At 56.1% G+C, this 19994-nt stretch carries 19 protein-coding genes and 1 tRNA gene; 12 read left to right on the top strand and 8 right to left on the bottom strand.

Annotation, left to right across the window (positions count from 1 at the left end; all coding sequences use genetic code 11):
- Positions 1–6 precede the first annotated feature (6 nt).
- Entirely contained in the window at positions 7–1341 is a 1335-nt protein-coding gene (locus tag ABD735_RS14495) for a DUF2254 domain-containing protein (RefSeq protein WP_344807658.1), read from the top strand.
- A gap of 18 nt (positions 1342–1359) precedes the next feature.
- On the opposite strand, the gene ABD735_RS14490 is transcribed toward ABD735_RS14495, so the two are convergent.
- The 4 genes from ABD735_RS14490 to ABD735_RS14475 form a co-directional block, all read right to left on the bottom strand.
- A complete protein-coding gene (locus tag ABD735_RS14490; protein ID WP_344807656.1) occupies positions 1360–2067 on the bottom strand; it encodes a type 1 glutamine amidotransferase domain-containing protein in 708 nt (235 codons plus the stop codon).
- Between the two features lie 69 nt (positions 2068–2136).
- Positions 2137–3246, bottom strand: coding sequence for a glycosyltransferase family 4 protein (locus ABD735_RS14485; RefSeq protein ID WP_344807654.1), 1110 nt, complete (start codon positions 3244–3246; stop codon positions 2137–2139).
- Between the two features lie 189 nt (positions 3247–3435).
- The gene (locus ABD735_RS14480) at positions 3436–4365 is read right to left on the bottom strand and encodes an ELM1/GtrOC1 family putative glycosyltransferase (RefSeq protein ID WP_344807652.1); all 930 of its coding nucleotides are present in this window, start codon (positions 4363–4365) and stop codon (positions 3436–3438) included.
- Complete coding sequence (locus tag ABD735_RS14475) at positions 4347–6158, bottom strand: putative bifunctional diguanylate cyclase/phosphodiesterase (RefSeq protein WP_344807650.1); 1812 nt, start codon at positions 6156–6158, stop codon at positions 4347–4349. The genes ABD735_RS14480 and ABD735_RS14475 overlap by 19 nt, the downstream gene beginning before the upstream one ends.
- A 192-nt stretch (positions 6159–6350) precedes the next feature.
- Between ABD735_RS14475 and ABD735_RS14470 the strand changes: the two genes are divergently transcribed.
- The gene (locus ABD735_RS14470; RefSeq protein ID WP_344807869.1) at positions 6351–6875 is read left to right on the top strand and encodes a DUF305 domain-containing protein; all 525 of its coding nucleotides are present in this window, start codon (positions 6351–6353) and stop codon (positions 6873–6875) included.
- A 43-nt stretch (positions 6876–6918) separates the two neighbouring features.
- Here the strand turns inward: ABD735_RS14470 and ABD735_RS14465 are convergent.
- A tRNA-Leu gene (locus ABD735_RS14465) sits at positions 6919–7005 on the bottom strand.
- 249 nt (positions 7006–7254) lie between these two features.
- On the opposite strand from ABD735_RS14465, the gene rnr reads away from it, so the two are divergent.
- The 10 genes from rnr to ABD735_RS14415 all read left to right on the top strand — a co-directional run bounded on the left by rnr (position 7255) and on the right by ABD735_RS14415 (position 17453).
- Positions 7255–9849, top strand: coding sequence for a ribonuclease R (gene rnr, locus ABD735_RS14460; protein ID WP_344807648.1), 2595 nt, complete (start codon positions 7255–7257; stop codon positions 9847–9849).
- Entirely contained in the window at positions 9734–10633 is a 900-nt protein-coding gene (gene rlmB, locus ABD735_RS14455; RefSeq protein WP_344807646.1) for a 23S rRNA (guanosine(2251)-2'-O)-methyltransferase RlmB, read from the top strand. The genes rnr and rlmB overlap by 116 nt, the downstream gene beginning before the upstream one ends.
- Before the next feature lie 133 nt (positions 10634–10766).
- Positions 10767–11225 carry a 30S ribosomal protein S6 gene (gene rpsF / locus ABD735_RS14450; protein WP_344807644.1) on the top strand — a complete coding sequence of 153 codons (459 nt, stop codon included), beginning with the start codon at positions 10767–10769 and terminating at the stop codon, positions 11223–11225.
- Between the two features lie 45 nt (positions 11226–11270).
- Entirely contained in the window at positions 11271–11501 is a 231-nt protein-coding gene (gene rpsR / locus ABD735_RS14445) for a 30S ribosomal protein S18 (RefSeq protein ID WP_344807642.1), read from the top strand.
- Between the two features lie 37 nt (positions 11502–11538).
- On the top strand, positions 11539–11985 hold the full coding sequence (gene rplI / locus ABD735_RS14440; RefSeq protein WP_344807640.1) for a 50S ribosomal protein L9: 447 nt from the start codon (positions 11539–11541) through the stop codon (positions 11983–11985).
- Between the two features lie 210 nt (positions 11986–12195).
- Positions 12196–13662 carry a replicative DNA helicase gene (gene dnaB / locus ABD735_RS14435; RefSeq protein ID WP_344807638.1) on the top strand — a complete coding sequence of 489 codons (1467 nt, stop codon included), beginning with the start codon at positions 12196–12198 and terminating at the stop codon, positions 13660–13662.
- Positions 13649–14863, top strand: coding sequence for an alanine racemase (gene alr, locus ABD735_RS14430; protein ID WP_344807636.1), 1215 nt, complete (start codon positions 13649–13651; stop codon positions 14861–14863). Before dnaB ends, alr begins: the two co-directional genes overlap by 14 nt.
- A gap of 22 nt (positions 14864–14885) precedes the next feature.
- Entirely contained in the window at positions 14886–15815 is a 930-nt protein-coding gene (locus ABD735_RS14425; protein ID WP_344807634.1) for an SDR family oxidoreductase, read from the top strand.
- A gap of 21 nt (positions 15816–15836) precedes the next feature.
- Positions 15837–16610: a lysophospholipid acyltransferase family protein gene (locus ABD735_RS14420; RefSeq protein ID WP_344807632.1), complete on the top strand. Its 774-nt coding sequence runs from the start codon at positions 15837–15839 to the stop codon at positions 16608–16610.
- 210 nt (positions 16611–16820) lie between these two features.
- Positions 16821–17453: a cold-shock protein gene (locus tag ABD735_RS14415; protein ID WP_344807630.1), complete on the top strand. Its 633-nt coding sequence runs from the start codon at positions 16821–16823 to the stop codon at positions 17451–17453.
- Between the two features lie 9 nt (positions 17454–17462).
- Here the strand turns inward: ABD735_RS14415 and ABD735_RS14410 are convergent, their stop codons facing one another.
- The 3 genes from ABD735_RS14410 to ABD735_RS14400 are packed head-to-tail and all read right to left on the bottom strand — an operon-like array spanning position 17463 to position 19953.
- Positions 17463–17702, bottom strand: coding sequence for a hypothetical protein (locus ABD735_RS14410; RefSeq protein ID WP_344807627.1), 240 nt, complete (start codon positions 17700–17702; stop codon positions 17463–17465).
- A gap of 25 nt (positions 17703–17727) precedes the next feature.
- Positions 17728–18888 (bottom strand): succinyl-diaminopimelate desuccinylase, encoded by a 1161-nt coding sequence (gene dapE, locus ABD735_RS14405; protein ID WP_344807625.1) that lies wholly within the window; start codon positions 18886–18888, stop codon positions 17728–17730.
- A gap of 12 nt (positions 18889–18900) precedes the next feature.
- On the bottom strand, positions 18901–19953 hold the full coding sequence (locus ABD735_RS14400) for a DapH/DapD/GlmU-related protein (protein WP_344807623.1): 1053 nt from the start codon (positions 19951–19953) through the stop codon (positions 18901–18903).
- Positions 19954–19994: the final 41 nt, after the last annotated feature.

Here is a 19994-nt window from a genome sequence, read left to right as displayed (position 1 = left end):
GACAACATGAGAAGACTGAAAAATGCGATCTTCCGCCTCGTGCAGCGGGTCTTCAACAGTATCGCCTTCGTGCCGACGGTGGTCGCAGTTGGCATGTTCCTGTTCTATTTCCTGATAATCTATCTTGAATATCAGCCGCAGACACAGAGTCTCAAAGATAACTGGCCGACTCTCTTCGTCGATGACGCCGAGAACGCGCGAACCATATTGGGCACGCTTGTGGGCGGCATCATTTCGCTGACGGTGTTCAGCTTTTCCATGGTCATGGTGGTGCTGACAAGGGCCTCCGCCACACTGTCACCGCGAATCATACCAGGCCTCATCACCAAGCCTCAGCACCAGAGAACGCTTGGGGTTTACATAGGCACCATTATTTTCTCGCTGGTGCTGCTGACCAATATCAATAGCGTGGACGATGGATTCAAGGTGCCCGGTCTTGGCATTTTCTTCGCCATGCTTTTTGGAATTGTTTCGCTAGCGCTCTTCGTGTATTTCATCCACTCGATTACACGCTCGATCCAGGTCGACTTCGTGATGGATTCGATCTTCGAAAGAACCCGCGGTGAAATAGCCAATCGTCTGGAGCGGCTCAAGGATTCCAGGGACGACCAGTCAATGCCAGATATTGATGACTGGATAGATATTCAGAACGATCATACCGGCTACTTCAAGAAATCGAATATCACCGAACTGATGAAGATACTGTCAGACAACGATATCTGCCTGGTGACGCTGGTGCATCGGGGTGAATTCGTGGCCAAAGGCAGGCCAATGGTCAAGGTAAATAGCAAGATCGATGATGACGTCGTAAAAGCGATACTGGATTGCTTTACCTTTTATATTGCAGAAATCGCTGATGATCATTATACCTTCGGCTTCAATCAGATCTCGGAGATCGCCATCAAGGCGCTGAGTCCGGGTATCAACGATCCCGGTACGGCCATTCGTGCGCTCGACATGCTGTCGATTCTCTTTGCCGATTTTGCCCGGCATCCGGGTTTCGATGTCGAGTGCGACGATGATGGGGAGCCAAGAATGTTCTACACGGCGAAGGATTTTCTCGAGCTCTTGTACACCACGCTTGGTCCCATAAGAGAGTACGGCCGAAAGGACGCCATTGTCGTGGGCAAGCTGGTCGAGTCATGCATCAACGTCGCTTACGCCGATCTGGACGACAACCAAACCGATGGCCTGGTGGAGTTTGTGGATGACATTGTCAAGACCAGTGATCCGACGATAGAGAGCATCATGGATAGACGCTTTATCAATCGAAAAGTGAGGCTGCTCAACAAGGCTTTGGGCGGGGATCGTGAGGTAGCATTGCTATCTCACGAGCGCTGAGCAGCCCTCTGGTCACAATCAGGCGTGAGCCACCACACGTTTGTCGCTATTGAAGACGAGATCGACCACAGCTTGGGCCGTAGCCTGTGCAGAGGCCGGGTTCTGGCCTGTCACCAGTCGCTCGCTCACCTGAACGCATACGCCGAAGTCTGGTGCGGTGTGGACGGTCGCTCCACGTTCTCGCATGCGGCTCTCAAGCAGGAAGGGAACAATGTCATCCTTCTCCACAGCGGCCTCTTCAGAGTCGGTAAAGCAGGTGACATCCTTGCCTGCCACGAGGTAGCTGCCATCTCCAAGCTTTGCGTTCACCAGAGCCGCCGGGCCATGACAAACCGCTGAAACAACGTTACCGGAGTCGTAGCACGACTGAATGAGCTTGCGAAGACCTGCATGATCGGGGAAGTCCCACATGGTGCCATGGCCTCCCGCGAAGAAGATGGCCTTATAAGCAGTGCCATCAAGTTCTTCGGGTTTGAAGGTCGTGGCGAGAGATTCCATGTCTGCCTTGTTGTCGAGCAGTTTGCTGTTCAGCGGGTCGCTTCTATCCAGTGAGCCGGGATCTGGCTGGGTCGCGCCACCCTGCGGGCTGCAAAAGGTGACGTTGAAGCCCGCCTCACGAAAGACCTCGAGCGGGTGGCTAACCTCGCTGCAAAACCAGCCTGTCGGTTCACCTGAATCGCCGAGTGTCTGATGTCCACTGACAACGATGAGAATATGATCCGCCATGGCAGAAACTCCTGTCTTGAATGGTTGTGTGAAGTCTCATTGGGTACGGCTGGCTTCTACGGGCAGACCTCAGTTATTCAGCGACAGGGCGGATCGATACACAGCCAGCGTGGCTTCGCTTTGGGCTGCCAGTGTATAGGGGCTGCCGAATTCGATGGGCGGCTGGGCCTCGACATGCTCACATAACGCTCGCGTCTGACGTGCAAGCTGGGCAAGGTCACCTGTTTTGACCAGCCCTGCTGGATAGATATCCTCCAGAACCTCCGCCGGCCCGCCCTGGTCGTAGGCAATGACAGGGGTGCCCGTCGCCAGCGCCTCTACGACCGTTCGACCGAAGGGCTCTGGCTGTGTTGACAGGTTGAACACAGCAGACGCTGCCGCATACCACTCGGTCATATCGCTGCGGTGACCGGCGAAAGCCAGATCCTGCATGATGCCTAGTGACTGGGCTGTCTTGGTGAGTTCGTCCAGGTAGGCCGTTTTCCCCTGGTCAGGCTCGCCCACGATCACGCCGTAATACTGGCCGGGTGCTTCATGCTTCAGGCTGGCAATCAGCTTGAGAAAGTCGAGCTGTCCTTTCCATCGGGTGAGCCGACCAGGCATCAGCAGGATAAAGCGGTCGCGGCCGAGTGGAAATTCATCGCGGTAGCGCGCGGTCCATTCAGCGCTCGCCTCAGTCCGAGGCGGAAACTGGGCAATATCGACGCCTCTTGGAATCACCTTGATTGACGCCGCTTCGAGTCGATAGTTGTCGACGATGTAGTCTCGCACGCAGCGCGATATGGCAATGACGGCATTGGCACGGCTCATAATCGCGCTGTAGCGATTGACCGAATACAGACCGTGGAAGGTGCTGACCACTACAGGCCGCTCCCTTTCGGAAAATTTGCGCATGGCGAGCCAAGTGAGCCAGGCTGGCATTCGCGAGCGGACATGCACGATGTCTGGATGCAGCGCAAACAGCGCTTGCCGAAGCGGTGCAACATATCTCAGCGATGCGGGGCTCTTGCGATGAATGGGAATGGAAATATGGTGGCCGCCGTCGGCCTCCAGTTGACGAACCAGTCGCCCACCATTGGAGATGACGGTGGAACGATGGCCCTGTTCAACAAGGTAGCGCGAAAATTCGATCGTACCGCGCTCGACGCCGCCTGATTGCAACTCGGGCAGCACTTGCACGATGTGCAGAGGCCTGCTGTGCCGGTCGCTATGATACGTGCCTGGCTGAGACGGCTGAGAACTTGCTGTGCTGCCGGCGGCGTTGCCGGGCCTGGATTGCGAATGATTCGGTTTTTGCACCTGTTGTTCTCTGGAAGATTCTTGTAAGTGTCGAGCGCAATTCGAAGGATGAATTTGCCATGCAGAGCCTTAAAGGTCGAGCATGGCCAACAGCGACTGTGCGCACACGATGTTGGGATTTTCACGCTGACCGCAAGCGCGGTCAGCCGGTACGGCTTCTACATCTTCTGACATTGCATAAGGACGCTCCAGCGTGGCAAGCTGGCCTTTCGCCTCCAGTGCACCTGTGCCGCGACGAAGCTTGTTCTTCTTCTGCGTATCAGTGAGCTTGATGAGTCCCACACAGGCTTGGGTATTCATGGCCTCGGCAAGCATCGACGCCGAGTCTTCAGTGATCCATATATGTCCGGCTTCAGGCAGGCTGTGCTGCAGCCAGTCGCTTGGCAGCGCTGTCCAGTCGAGCAGTTTGATGGAAGCAGGCAGGACATCTGCGGCCGCTACAAGCGCAGCCGGAGTACGTCTTGAGGTCGTGGCCTGCCACTGCACGGCCGGATAGCGTTCGGCCAGTGTGCTCATCTGTTGAAGAACGTCTTCATTATCCCATTCAAAATGCCTACTTTTGCCGCCCAGCAGGATCAGCCCGCGGCGATAGTCCGGGTTCGAGAACTTAGGCACTGGTGCCAGCGAGAGCGGCGTCACCAGCCGGTTGCCGCCCGGCTGGAAGCCATCATGAAAAGGCGTAATCACAACATCGAACAGCCTGGCCGGAAGGCTCGGATTCATGATGATCGCGCTGCGGGCGCCCAATTGTCGTTGCAGCGCAAGTACCGTCGGATGTGTGCCATGGCCAACGCCAATCACCAATCCGGACTGCTGTTGCGAGCCGCTGCCCCTGGGGCGAAGTAGGGTGGTCAACACTTTCGTGAGAGGCCAGGGGGGCAGGACGGCGTGTTGAATCTTTCGCAAACCTGCAAGCGCTTCTATCAGCGCTGTCGCCTGTTTGGCATGACCCGGCTTGCCGTCACTGACCTGCCAGATTTTCAGGTGGCCCTGCTGCACGTTTTATTACCAAGCATGATCATGAACTCTTCAAAGGGTACGGCTTTGGAATAGTACCAGCCCTGCATCCTCGTCGCGCCCATTTTCATGCACAGCTTGATGTGCTCTTCAGTTTCCACGCCTTCCGCCGTGGTAGTGAGTTGGAGAGAGTTCAGCATCGCGAGCAAGCCCTTCAACAGGGCCAGCGTATGCAGATACCCACCCGAGTTACTGAGCATGGCAGCTCCAGGCTCTCCGGCAAGGCCCGTTTGTGTGGGGTCCGGCATCAGGCAACGATCAATCTTGACTGTGGAGATCGGGAAGCGCTGGAGGTGCTGGATCGACGAATACCCGGTGCCGAAATCATCCAGGGCAATCCTGCAGCCGAGAGCGGCAATGGCATTGATACTTTTTTCGATCATGCCCGCATCCTCGACGAAGGCCGTTTCCGTCAATTCGAGTTCAAGGCTCTGTGGCGGCAGCTGGTAAGTACTGATCATTTCTTCGATTGCCAGAACGACACTGCCATCGGTCAGCTGCGTCGGCGACACATTGATCGACATGCAAAATTCGTCGCGCTGCTGCCCATCCAGCGCCGCACGAATGTCAGCGAGTCTTGCGCAGGCTTCACGGATGACCCATTCACCGATGGCGCCCATGAGGCCCGTTTCTTCGGCCACCTTCAGAAATTTGTCTGGCATGCGCATCGTGGTGCCATCTTCACACCAGCGCAACAAGGCTTCCGCACCGATGATCGATTGATCGCTACCCTCGCCACACTTGACGATCGGCTGATAGTGGAGCATGAACTGATTGCGTTCGATGGACTGGCGAAGTTTGAGTTCGGTGGTTTGCTGCTGATGGTAATGATGCTGCATGTCATCGGAAAAGAAGCAGAAGGTGTTTCTGCCACTTTTCTTTGCGCGATACATCGCAATGTCAGCGTTCTTCAGCAGGTCTTCAGAACTGAGACCGTTCTCGGGCGACACCACGATGCCGATGCTCGTGGTCACCGGCAGCACATGCCGCTCGATTTCAAATGGATCTGACAGTGAGCGCAGTATGCGATTGGCTATATTACTGACCGGCTTGTCACTTCGCAGATTCGTCACCAGCAGGGCAAATTCGTCCCCCCCTAGGCGGGCGAACATTTCATCCGGCCGCAGCAATGTCGACATCCGTGAGGCGAACTGCTGCAGCAGGCGATCTCCCACCACGTGGCCGTAGGAGTCATTGATGAATTTGAAGCGATCCAGGTCGAACAGGAACAAGGCCAACTTGGTCGTCTTGCCACGATTGTTCGTCAGACAGACCTTGAGCGTTTCATCAAACAGATAACGATTGGCCAGACCGGTGAGCGAATCCCGCTCAGACAGGTTCTGGGCATTGGCGAGGCTCTGCTGAAGTTTCTGATCAAGGCTCGCATGCAATTGCGACTTCAGTATGGACCTCGTCAGGCGCTCCACGCTGAGCTCGGCGCGTGGTATGAAATCCTGTGCACCGGCCTCCAGGCTTGCCAGACCAGCCTCCAGATCGTCCGCGTCGCTGAGGATGATCACAATCTGCTGTCCCGAAATTCCGCGAATATGTTGCAGGAGGGTAAGACCGCTGCCCTCTGCGAGGTGCTGATCGAGCAGTACGGCATGATGGCTTTGGCCGCTGCTGATTTCCGCCAGGGCGCCAGCGAAGCTGTGAGCAGACTTCAGTGCTACCTGTACGGTCGTGGAATGCAGTTGCGCCTGTAGCTGATCCAGGTCGGGCGAGGTGCTGACCACAAGTATGTTCAGGTGAGTTGGTGTAGACGAAAGCTTCAAGTCTCGGTTCCTATGGGTTTCAGGCCATTTGCCGGTCGCGAGCGGTCTCCCGTGACCGCTAGGAAACAAGTATAGGTCAGGAGATACGAGCTTGCCGAAATCGGAGGCATTCGCGTTGAGTCCGAGACACTTCAATCGGTTGCGAGCCGATGGTCGTAGCAACTGTAGGCTGAAGAGGAGGGGGACCAGGTGATGGATGAAAGCTTTGGACACTATTGGCGTTTTGCCGCCATGGTGGCGACAGCGACCGTCATCATGTACGGCCTTATGTATTTGAATACCTATGAATTCGGCCATGTTCGTTTTAGCGAGACCCGGCTTTACATGACTATCATCATGGGCGCCACAATGGCGATTGTGATGCTGCTGTTCATGTTGCACATGTATACCAACCGACTGATCAATAGCGTCATCATTATCGGCAGCGGTCTCACCTTTCTCATCGCCCTCTGGCTGGTGAGATCGCAGAGCACAGTAGGCGATGATCTTTACATGAAAGCGATGATTCCGCACCATTCGATCGCACTCTTGACCAGCGAGCGCGCTGCTATCGAAGATGTACGGGTGCGCACCCTGGCAGACAGGATAATGACTAGCCAGCGCAAGGAGATCAGGGAGATGGAGTGGCTAATAGAAGATATCAGCAGGAATGGCCTGGCCTCGACGCATGCAAAAGCGATTAGCCGTGCAATGCCAGAGTTTGCTGGTGAACCTTGAGGGGTGTCGCTCGAGAGATGAGCTATTGATAAATCGGTATAAATGGTGCCCAGGAGAGGACTTGAACCTCCACCCCCTTGCGAGGACCAGCACCTGAAGCTGGCGTGTCTACCAATTTCACCACCTGGGCAGATGGCTCAGTCCGGACCTCGGCGCTTGAAACGACTGGTTGCCTGACTGGAAGCAGGGCGGCAGATTAATAAGGAACCGCGTTAATGTCAATCGCCATGTTGTAAATTATTTATCGGAATCCAGCGGCCCTTTTACCAGCTGACTGCGCCGGGGTCCCACCCGCTCAGTGCACTGTCGGGTGGTTGACGTTGCTCACAGCGCCCAACTGCGTAACAATGACACACATTTTTTTTCGGTAACGATGCTTATGCCAAAAATGCCAGACGATCCACATGCAGGACGTGAGGCGGCAAACTACGAAAATCCCGTGGCCAGCCGCGAATTTATCCTGAGCCTGATAGAGGAGCAGGAACGGCCGCTGACAATGGATGCAATAGCCGACATACTCGAATATAAAGATGAAGACGAGGACGCACTCGAGGGTCTCAGGCGTCGTCTCATCGCCATGGTTCGTGATGGTCAGTTGCTGCAGAACAGAAGCGGCACTTACGGTCTCCCCGCCAAGATGAGCCTCATCAAGGGCCGGGTATCCGGCCACCGTGACGGCTTTGGCTTCTTCATACCTGAAGATGGCAGTGACGACCTATTCCTGAATGCTCGCCAGATGAAACAGGTGTTTGACGGCGATATCGTTCTGGCCAGGGAAGAAGGTCGCGGCTTCAAAGGCAAGAAGGAAGGGGTGATCGTTCAGGTCGTCGAGCGCAAGACCACGCACATCGTTGGTCGCATGCACCGAGATCAGGGTTCAGCCTTCGTCGTACCGGAAAGCATTCGCATCACCCAGGATATCCTTGTGCCGGAGCATGCACTGCTTGGCGCGAAAGACGGGCAATATGTCTCTGTCGAAATCAAGCGTCAGCCTGAGTTAAAGTCAGCACCCATGGGCCACGTGGTCGAAATTCTGGGTGACCATATGGCGCCCGGCATGGAAGTCGAAGTGGCCCTGCGCTCGCATAACATTCCATTCCAGTGGCCGGACGACGTACTGCAGACGGCAGATGCGCTGGATAAGCCACTAACTGAAGAAGATCTGGCTGGTCGAATCGATCTTCGTAAAGTGCCTTTAATTACCATCGACGGGGAAGATGCCCGTGACTTCGATGACGCTGTCTATTGTGAGCGCAAGAAGGGTGGTGGCTGGCGTCTGTATGTCGCGATAGCCGACGTGTCGCACTATGTTCGTCCGGGCACGCCCCTCGACAAGGAAGCTGTCAATCGCGGTACGTCAGTCTATTTCCCTAGCCGTGTCGTGCCAATGTTGCCGGAAGTGCTCTCGAATGGTCTCTGTTCGCTGAACCCCGATGTCGACCGCCTGTGTATGGTCTGCGAAATGACTGTGAGCCAGCAGGGACGTCTGAGTGGCTACCGTTTCTACGAGGCCGTGATGCGCTCGCAGGCGCGGCTGACTTATAACAAGGTGGCCGCGTATCTGGAGACTCCGGAGTCGCCTGCCGGAGAGGCAGTCATCGAGCGTTATTCGAACATTCTGCCGGGGCTCAATAACCTGTATGAACTCTACCAGGCGCTATCGGCTGCGCGTCGAGCTCGTGGTGCCATCGATTTTCAGACGACCGAAACCCGCATCGTCTTCAATGCTGATCGCAAGATAGACACCATCGTGCCGGTCGAGCGCAACGATGCCCACAAGCTCATCGAAGAGTGCATGCTCTGCGCGAACGTTGCGACTGCGCGCTTTCTGGAAAAGTACAAGATTCCAACGCTATTCAGGGTGCACGAAGGTCCGAAGGCTGAACGTCTCGTCAATGCCCGCAGCTTCTTCGGCGAACTCGGCCTCAATCTGGGTGGTGGTCTCAAGCCGGCACCGGCAGATTACCAGGCTTTCCTCGCCGAAATTGGTGAACGTCCGGACTTCAACGTGCTGCAGACGGTACTGCTCAGATCTATGAGTCAGGCCATCTATCATCCGGAGAACCACGGCCACTTCGGTCTTGGTTTCGAGGCCTACACACACTTCACTTCGCCAATCAGGCGCTATCCTGATCTGCTGGTTCATCGAGCCATTCGCGATGCGATTCGCAGTGGCAAGCCAAACCAGAACGTCATCCGCACCGAAGCGACTGCAGCAGTCAAGGATGCAGAGCGCTATCAGCATGACATGGCGAGCCTGCTGGTCCTCGGTGAGCACTGCAGCATGACCGAGCGGCGTGCAGACGACGCCACACGCGACGTCATGGCCTGGTTGAAGTGCGAATATCTGCTTGATCATGTCGGTGAGGAGTTCGAAGGCTCCATCAGTGCCGTAACGGCCTTCGGCCTGTTCGTCGAGCTTAAGGATCTCTACGTGGAGGGCCTTATTCACGTGTCCTCGCTCGATTCGGATTATTACAAGTTCGAACCCGCCAAGCAGCGATTGCTTGGTGAGCGCACTGGCAGCTCTTTCACGCTTGGCGACCAGCTCCTTGTTCAGGTTGCTCAGGTGAACCTGGATGAGCGCAAGGTCGACCTTGTGCTGAAGGGTCGAGCGAAGACGGGCCGAAAGAGCTCGAGAAACAAGTCTTCAGGCAAGACGAAGGCTGGCGAGACGGTGGTGCCGGCCAAGACCGGCAGCAAGCGCAAGGAAATCCTGGCCAAGTGGGAGCAGGAGTACAAAAGTGATCCCAAGGCCGGTGCAAAAGCGCCTGGCAAGGGCGGCCGTAAGCGAAAGCCTAAGTCGGCATCTTCAGTAGAGGGCGGCGGTGACGCGGCCGCAAAGAAAGGAAAATCGAGTGGCAAGACAGCAGCGAAACCGGCCTCGCCAGGCAGAAAACGAAGCCGGTCAGGCGGACGCAAATCGTCAGGGGCCGCGGGGGCGAAAGCGTCAGGCGGGGGCGATAAAGGCTGATGCGGGCGGTGATTCAGCCGCCTATGTCTACGGTATACACGCCGTAGCCAGCCTGTTGTCACACCGTCCGGAGGCCATTCTCAGGCTTTGCGTGCGTAACGATAAACCATCGCAGAAGCTGGCTGAGCTGCTTGGACAGATCGATGAGGCAGTGAAGGCGTCTAACGGTCAGCTGCAGGTGTCCCGGGTAGATGGGCCTGTGCTGGATGACATGGTGCCGGGTGTGCATCAGGGCGTGGTCGCTGAGGTCAGGCCCTTGCAGGAACAGGGTGAAAGCGCTCTCGATGAGCTGCTGGACCGCTGGAACGACTCAGCCAGCCCGCTGCGCCTGCTCGTGCTCGACGGCGTCACCGATCCGCATAACCTGGGCGCCTGTCTCCGCAGCGCCTGTGCCGCTGGCGTGGCTGCGGTCATCATGCCGAAGGACCGCTCCGCCTCTCTGACTGCGGTTGCGCGGAAGGTAGCCGTGGGCGCCGCTGAACTGGTACCGGTCATTCGTGTGACCAACCTCGCGCGAACACTTGGCCTTATTCAGCAGTATGGCGTCTGGATTGCCGGCGCCGATGGCGAGGCCGAGAATTCAATATTCCAGCTAAAACTGCCTGATCGTGTGGCTTTTGTTCTGGGCTCCGAAGGACGAGGAATGCGACGGCTGACCCGTGAAAGTTGCGACCAGCTCTTCAGTATCCCCATGCCAGGCGCCATAGAGAGCCTGAACGTTTCTGTTGCCTGTGGCGTCACACTGTTTGAAAGCGTCAGGCAGAGCTTGCCAATCAGGCCCTGAGCAAGTATCATCTCGCGCCTCCCGAACCTGCATGTTCTGAGCTTTTCAGTCCTCCGCAGGTTCGATCTCCTTGCTTCCGGTCCGTATTGGCCAAGGCCATCAACTGGAAGCTGCTAACCCGTAAGGAGCATTTATGCGTCACTACGAAATCGTGATCATGGTTCACCCTGATCAGAGCGAACAGGTTCCTGCCATGGTCGAGCGGTATTCCGCCATGGTTACAGGCAGCGGTGGAAGTATCCACCGTCATGAAGACTGGGGCCGCCGCCAGCTGGCTTACCCAATCGAAAAGATCCACAAGGCCCATTACATTCTTCTGAACATCGAATGCACAGAAGAAGTGCTTGATGAGCTTGCTCATAACTTCCGCTTCAACGATGCGATCATTCGTGACCTCATCCTGCGTCGCAAGGAAGCTGTTACCGAGATGTCACCTATCAAGGCTGGTGAGTCACGGGATAGCCGTCCGCCACGTCGTGATACCGGCAGCAGTAGCCGTTCTGACGCTTCAGACAGCTCGCGTGGCCGTTCTGACAACGACAATGACAGCGACTCCGATTCGGATGACGACAATCAGGGCGATGACGAGTAGCTCACAGCTGCTCAACACGAACAGGTTTAGAAGAGGATAAGCACTATGGCTCGATTTTTCAGAAGAAGAAAGTATTGCCGCTTTACTGCGGAAGGCATCAAACAGATCGATTACAAGGATCTTGAGCTGCTGAAAGGTTACGTCACTGAAACTGGCAAGATCGTACCAAGCCGGATCACTGGCACCAAGGCGAAGTATCAGCGTCAGCTGTCCACTGCGATCAAGCATGCACGTTTCATCGCACTGCTGCCTTACACCGACAGCCACGATCTGTGAGAACTGGCCGGCTTAACGGCTAATAGAGGATTCTTCAATGGAAGTCATATTGTTAGAGAAGGTTGCCAATCTGGGCAACCTCGGCGACAAGGTTAAGGTAAAGTCCGGCTACGGACGCAATTTCCTTGTGCCTTACGGTAAAGCTGTTCCAGCGACCGGCTCGAATATCGAAGCGTTTGAAAAGCGTCGCGCCGAGCTCGAGAAGCAGGCAGAAGAGCGTCAGTCGGAAGCAGAAAGCAGAAAGCAGAAGCTTGACGGACAGACTGTGACTATCACTGCCAAGTCTGGTGACGAAGGCAAGCTCTTCGGTTCTGTCAGCACTCGCGAAATTGCGGACGCTCTGACTGAGCTGGATGCGAACATTTCCCGCACTGAAGTCAAGCTGCCTGAGGGTGCGATTCGTAACCTGGGTCAGTATGAAATCGATGTACAGCTGCACTCCGATGTGATGGCCACTATTACGGTCAACGTCGTCGCGCAGTAAGCGTCAGCTATCAAGGGGGATGCCTGAGGTCGGTGCTGCGGCTGCAGTGACTCAAGTGTCCCCAAAGAACCGGTCTGAGTATTCGTTTATTCAGCCCGGTTTTTTTTATTCCTCGTAATTTTCACTTCATCCGTTAAGATTGTTTCCTACGGGCCAGCCCCTGGGTGATCCTCCCACTACATTCATTGATGAGAGCATCGAAGAGTATCCATGACGGAACCCAAGTCCAGCCAACTGCCAAGTTCCCAGGCTGAAGATAAGTTGAGAGCGCTAGCCGCCGGGAATAACCTGCGCAATGGCGATGCCGTGCTCGAAAATCTGCGCAAGCCACCGTTTTCTCTTGAGGCCGAAAGGGCTGTGATCGGTGGTCTCATGCTTGATAACGCCGGCTGGGAAAAGATGGCGGGTCTGTTGAACGATTCGGACTTCTATCGTGCTGAGCATAGGGCCATCTTCCGCGCCATTAATGCGCTGGCAGATCTCAACGAACCCTTCGATCCGGTAACACTGTCAGAACGCATCGATGCTGCTCGTGGTCAGGATCACGACGACTCTGCCGGCAGCCTCGCCTACCTGAGTGAGCTCGTCAGGAATACGCCAAGTGCCGCCAATATCAGGGCGTATGCCACCATTGTTCGTGAGCGAGCGGTGCTACGGAATCTTATCGGCGTCAGTACCGATATTGCCGAGATGGCTTACCAACCCGAGGGCAGGGCCTCCGACGAAATACTGGATGAGGCAGAAAGAAGAATTTTCCAGATTGCTGAAGACCGACCGAATCAGACAGGACCGGTGGGCATCAAGCCGGTCATCGCCCGGACGCTGAAGAAAATCGAGGCGCTGGTAGAGGCTGATAACGCTATCACCGGTATCACCACAGGCTTCGACAATCTCGACAAACGAACCGCGGGAATGCAGAACTCCGATCTGATTATCATTGCAGGCCGACCTTCGATGGGCAAAACGACATTTGCCATGAACCTGGTAGAGAATGCCCTGATGAGCTCGGATCTTCCCATGGTGGTCTTTTCCATGGAAATGCCTGCAGATGCGCTGGTCATGCGTATGTTGTCTTCGCTAGGGAGCATCGATCAGAGCCGCATCCGTACTGGTCAGCTCGATAGCGACGATTGGCCTCGGGTCACCTCCGCAATCAATATGCTGCGGGACAAGCCGCTATATATAGACGATACGCCAGCCCTGAGTCCGACTGAAGTACGTGCCCGCGCGCGAAGGATTGCCCGTGAGCACAACGGCAAGATGGGCCTCATCATGGTCGATTACCTGCAGTTGATGCGGGTAGCAGGCGCGACGGAAGGGCGAACCGCCGAAATTTCGGAAATCTCACGAGGCCTGAAGGCCCTGGCTAAAGAGTTGGACTGTCCGGTCATCGCGCTGTCTCAGCTGAACCGCAGCCTGGAGCAGCGACCGAACAAGCGGCCGGTCAACTCGGACCTGCGAGAGTCAGGTGCGATCGAGCAGGATGCCGACCTTATCATCTTCATCTACCGTGATGAGGTCTATAACGAGGAGAGTCCTGACAAGGGCACGGCCGAGATCATCATCGGCAAGCAGAGAAATGGTCCCATAGGTACTGTTCGCCTGGCATTTATTGGTCGATATACCAAGTTCGAAAATCTGGCACCTGGGTACGACACCAGTTATGACGAGGAGTAGCAAGACCCATCACGGTTCGGGTCGGCCACTGGAAGCCGTGATCGATGTTGGCGCACTCAAGCGCAACTTCAGTCTGCTCAACGAAAGGGGCCAAGGCGCCAACTGTGTTGCCGTGGTCAAATCGGATGGTTACGGCCACGGGTTGCAGGGGGTGATTGAAGCGTTGCCAGAAGTCGGACAGTTCGCCGTGGCCACTGCGAATGAACTCGACAGACTGGACTCTGAATTGTTGTCTGGTCGATCGATCCTGATATTGGAAGGTTTCTTCGATCTGTATGAGCCCGAGCGCATTCGCCAGCTTGGATTCTGCGTTGAGTGGGTGATTCATAGTCACTGGCAACTCGAGCTGCTGGAGTCCAGCCCAATGCAGTCGACCGCCGGAATCAGGGTGTGGATCAAGATCAATACTGGTATGAATCGCCTTGGATTTCCTCCCACTGATGTGCCGCAGGTATTCCGTCGGCTTGCACAGCTGTCGACAGTGATCGTTCTTGGTATTGCCTCCCACCTGGCCTGTGCAGACACTCCAGAAGCTGGTCTCAATCAGCAACAGTTCGACTGCTTTGCGAAATGTCATGCGATCCTTGTGAACTCAGGATACGACAACATCTGTGAGGCGGGTCGACTGCGTCGAAGCCTGCTCAATTCCGCCGGCCTGTTACAGTTTCCCCAGTATGCCTTCGATCAGGTCAGGCCAGGCATTGCATTGTATGGCGCGCTAGACTCGACGCTGCATCAGACTCACGGCCTGAGCCCGGTGATGACGCTGCAGACCAGGTTGGTCGCCGTGCAGCAGGTTTGGGCAGGTGACCGGGTCGGATATGGCGGTGACTACGTGGCTACAGAAGACCACTGCGTCGGCATCGTAGCGGCTGGCTATGGCGACGGCTATCCCCGGCAGGTGTCGACCCGGACAGAATCGGCTGGAACCGAGCCTTACGTCCTGGTGAAAGGGCAGCCCTGCCGCCTCGTCGGTCGTTGTTCGATGGATATGCTGACAGTCGACCTTGGCCCGACGGCTGATTGTGACTACCGGGCCGGGGACAGTGTCGAATTGTGGGGCAAGCACCTGCCAGTCGATCTTGTGGCCGGCTGGGCTTCCACAATCAGCTATCATCTGCTGACAGGGGTGACGCGACGGGTGCCGAGACGCTATATTGATAGTCTGAATCCAGTGAATCAAGGCGCGAAGAATTGTTGACGCGCACGCTATGGGAACACGTTTGACTACAGTCTATGTCATTGGCAGTGAGAGTCCGCAGGGAAGATCTCTTCTTTCGCTCCTCAAAAACCAGGTGGGAATTCAGTCTATCGGCATCGAAGGCGGGATCTTCACCCGATCATCCGAGGCCTCGGAGGAACGTCTTCGGCAGTTCAGGCAGCCTGATCTGATCATCCATTGCCATGACCTGCATCATCTCGATCAGACTGAATCGAACCCTGCGGCCGCATGGCGGCACAACGTCGATTCCATTTCGGCCGTGAGCAAGTATGCCGAGTCCTTCAATATTCCCGTTATTCTTTCGTCAAGCAATCTTGTATTCGATGGCCGACGAGACAAGCCATACCTTCCCAGTCATCCGACCAAGCCCGTCACTGAATTCGGCAAGACCAAATGGGCCTCTGAGGAGTTATTGCGCGAGCGGATGCCGAAGCACATCATCCTTCGCAGTGGCTGGTTGCTCGAGAACGATCCCGCAGGCTGGCTCCAGAGCATCGTGACCAGGGCGCTGGAAGGACAGCCCATAGCGGTCTCGGACGAGGTTCAGCTGGCGCCCACTGCCACTGACGACCTCAGCCGGGTGATGCTCGCGGTGCTCAAGCAGCTGACCTGCGGCATCGACGTCTGGGGCGTTTATCATTACAGTGGGCTCGATACTGTCAGCTACGCTGAGCTCGTTGATACCATTCTCGATATATTAAGTGGGTATCAGCAGGTGAACCCGGTCATTGAGCAAGCAAGTGAGTCTCAGCTCATACGCTCCACGCTGCTGCCCATGAACGGGACCCTGAACTGTCTCAAACTACGAAATACTTTTGGCATCAAGCAACTTTCCTGGAAACGATTTCTACCCGGACTCGTCGAAGACTGCTATGACAACTGGGTGGAATCGAATGCTGATATCGGCCGATCTGCCTGCCCCATCGGGTGAAATTGGACAACTGGATCTGGCATGACTCACACTTCAGGAAAAACCTCTGCTCGCTCAGTGCGTGAAAGTCTCGCGCTCCTGCGCGGCCTGATTTTCTATGTTGGCTATGGCAGTGCCATGGCTTTGTCCGGTGTCGCTGTGTTGCTGGCCGTACCAGTCTGTCGATTTCCAATGCGCTATCGCGTGCTCTCCCAGTTCAGTATCGCGATCATCTACTGGGCACGCCTTGTCTGCGGTATGCGCTTCCGTTGTGAAGGCCAGGAAAACATACCTGCGACGCCCTGTGTGGTGGTGTCGAATCACGAAAGCGCCTGGGAAACGTTCTTTCTTGGCTGGATGTTCAGGCCTCAGGCCACCGTGCTGAAGAAAGAGTTGCTCAATATTCCACTCTTTGGATGGGGGCTGCGCATGCTCCGGCCCATACCGCTCGACCGCAACAAACCGACTGCCGCATTGAAGCTGGTGCTGCGTGAAGGTACTGCGGCCATTCAGGAGGGTTGCTGGGTGGTGATCTATCCAGAGGGCACTCGGGTTCGGCCCATGATGACCGGCCGCTTCAACAAGGGCGGCGCCATGCTGGCAATTCGCAGTGGGGTGCCGATACTACCGGTAGCCCATAACGCCGGTAGCTGCTGGCCTGCAGGGATGATCAGGAAGTATCCCGGCCAGATTCGCGTGAAGATCGGCGCACCAATCCAGACAGCCGGCCGAACGGTCGATGAAGTCCATGGCGAGCTCGAAGCCGCCATTCGGCAGTCCATGCAGACGCTGAGAGCCACCACCGTGCCGCTATAGCGTCAGAGTTCTGCCACTGCCATTCTGCACAGATTAGATACCCATTGCGTCAGGTTACCTGCACGTTACAATAGTCCCTCGCGTGACACAGTCGTCTGAAGTATCTGGCGGCAGCTTTAGTCACGCGCTGTCAATGCTATTTCCAGCTCTACAAGCCAACCAAGCTGACTCCATCTCTAATTCAGCTAACAGCAAAGGTAATCAACATTTATGAAAAACACAGGCTCATCCAATCTACTGCCTATACTGATCTATGCCCTCGTGGCGCCGCTCTTGTGTCTGGCCTTCCTGGCGCTATCCGGCGTGTCCATCATCAGCCTCGTGGCTGGCGACGGTGCTACCATTTCCGCTGACCCAGAATCTCCGTTCATTTTCCTGATAAGTGCCAAAGGCTTCATGTTCTACCTCCTGATGGCTGCACTGTTCTTTATAGCGGGCTACCTGTCGAACATCGTTCATCTGTTCCGCAAGCGTGCGGAGCCAGCTGCAAGACCATCTGCCGCAGCGCCAAAGACGAACGCCGCGCCCCGGGCAAATACCGCGCCTCAGCCGAGAAATCAGCCTGCGCCACGCCAGCACGAAGCAACAACAGCACCTGAACAGGATTTTGCGGAAGACGATGGCGTACTTGGAGAAGAGTACGGTACGGTCAAGTGGTTCAATGTGAAAAAAGGTTTTGGCTTCATAACGCTTGATGATGGCGAGGAGATCTTTGTGCACTTCCGTTCCATCAAGGGCGCAGGCCATCGTCACCTCAAGCCAGGGCAGGAAGTCCGTTTCAATATTGTGGAAGGTGAGAAGGGACCCCAGGCCGAAGACGTTTCAGTCGTCAGTGAAGGCTAGGGTCAGCTGTCAGCCTAGTCGTAGAACGATCAGGGCGACATAGGTTGAGAGCGCGATCACCAAAGCTGGCACGAGCATGACCAGTGCCAGCAGTATGAGCAGCTCGTCGAAAGCGGTGGCGAGCTGCCCTTTGATCAGAAAGACCGTCCCAAGGCAGGACAGGGCCGTGATGACCGCAGCCAGAAAACTCGTGAAGCACGTCCGCTGATCGATGCCTTTCTCTTCCAGCCAGGATTTCCCTCGACTCATGGGCCCGCCGCGCGACATCTGCTGACTAGCTCTGCCCGGTCACCAGCAATCGCTCCATGATGCGCTCATAGACTTTGGACAGCGTGATCAGGTCCTCAGTACTCACCTGCTCATCGATGCGATGGATGGTGGCATTCAAGGGGCCCAGTTCAATCACCTGTGCACCCGTAGGCGCAATGAAGCGGCCATCCGAAGTGCCCCCCGAGGTCGATAGCTCTGCAGGATATCCACAGATCTCCTGCACGGCTGCCTGTGCAGCAGCCACCAGATCACCTTCCTCTGTAAGAAACGGTAAACCATTCACTGTCCATTCGATGTCGTAATCGAGCTCGTGTCTGGCCAGAATAGCGGCGACCCTCAACTGTATGGTCTCCACATCCAGCTCGGTCGAGAAGCGCAAATTGAATACCGCTTCGAGCTCCCCTGGAATCACATTGGTGGCGCCAGTGCCGGAATTGATGTTGGAAATCTGCAGTGTGGTCGGTGGAAAGCTGTCGTTGCCAGCATCCCACTCCTGATGGGAGAGATCGTGCAGCGCTGCCATGGACAGGTGTATCGGGTTTTTTGCCAGATGCGGGTAGGCCACATGCCCCTGTATGCCTTTTACCGTCAGCACGGCACCCAGGGAGCCACGACGGCCATTCTTGATGATGTCGCCTATCTGCCGGGTGCTGCTGGGCTCTCCTACCAGGCAGTATCTGAATTTCTGCCCAGCAGCTTCGAGGTGCTCGATGACTTTTACAGTGCCGTGAATTGCACGACCTTCCTCGTCGCTGGTGATCAGCAGGCCGAGTGAGCCCTGTAACTCAGGGTATCTTGCGAGAAAGCGTTCGCAAGCGGTGATGAACGCGGCAATACTGCCCTTCATGTCGGCAGCGCCCCGACCATGCAACATACCGTCGATGATCAACCCACCGAAAGGCGGGTGCGTCCACTGTGCGGCGGGTCCGGTTGGAACCACATCGGTATGGCCGGCAAACACGAAACGCGGCGCGGCGTCTCCCCGGGTAGCCCACAGGTTCTCGACATCGCCAAAGGGTAATCGTTGACAGTTGAAGCCTAGGGGTTTCAGGCGCGCTGCCAGCATGGCCTGGCACCCAGCATCGTCTGGCGTCACTGAGGCCTGGCGAATCAGGGCCTGAGCCAGAGCGAGTGTAGGATCCGATGCGTAATCCGGGCTAGTCATGAGGCCTTCCGTCTAGTTGTGCTTGTGAAGCATGCTATTGAGCTCGACGACCGTCCTGTTACTGACCGCCTCTATCCGGCCATTGAGCGAGTTGCGGCGGAACTGCAGATCACTTTGCCCCGCCAGCTCCCGAGCTTTCACAGCCTCCATGGCCTGGCCTTCATTGTCGATCAAGGTAACTTTCGCCCCAGCCGTCAGATACAGGCCAGCCTCGACGATACAACGATCGCCCAGAGGGATGCCAATACCAGCATTCGCGCCGATCAGGCATTGCTTACCGACCGATATGATCATCTTGCCGCCACCCGACAGGGTGCCCATGGTGGAGCAGCCACCACCGAGGTCAGAACCCTCTCCAACCATGACGCCCGCTGAAATTCGACCCTCGATCATCGAGGTGCCCTCGGTACCGGCGTTAAAGTTGACGAAGCCCTCGTGCATGATGGTCGTGCCTTCGCCGATATAGGCACCAAGACGAACCCGGGCGGTATCGGCAATACGAACGCCTGCCGGCACCACGTAGTCAGCCATCGGGGGAAATTTGTCTACAGATTTTACGCCCAGCCACTGCCCCTTGCTGCGGGCGGCCAGGCGTCGTGCCGGTAGCTCACGGAGATCGACCGGCCCTTCGCTGGTCCAGGCAACATTTGGAAGCTGACCAAATACAGCTTCAAGACTGATGCTGTGTGGCTTGAGCAGACGGTGCGAGAGCGCCTGCAGCCTGAGATAAGCGTCGGGCGTACTGGTCACCGCTTTAGAAGCATCTACCAGCGTTGCGACAACGATGCTGTTTGTGGGAGCACTTTCTCTCAAAGCTTCCACGGATGTTCTGACTGCCGCTGCTTCGCTCCCATGGGCCTGCTGCAAGGCTTCAGAGAAGGCATCTGCCTGCGCCAGTGTAATCTCGCTGTAGCTGGAATTGGGCGTCAGGTTGAAATGCTTCATGGCCAGTGAGGCTAATTCGCTTTCGAGCGAGGCATCGAAGGTGAGGGGCAGGGGATACAGGGTATCGAGAAGATCGCCGGCATTGTTGCGTGCAGCGATACCGATTCCGAATAAAAGCATGAGAGATCCTGTTGAGTAGTTTAAAGACTCAGCGCGCCGCA

Source organism: Allohahella marinimesophila, from assembly GCF_039538005.1.
GTDB classification, from domain to species: domain Bacteria; phylum Pseudomonadota; class Gammaproteobacteria; order Pseudomonadales; family Oleiphilaceae; genus Allohahella; species Allohahella marinimesophila.
Note: the sequence above shows the minus strand (reverse complement) of the source record. Positions and strands in the feature narration are given on the sequence as shown.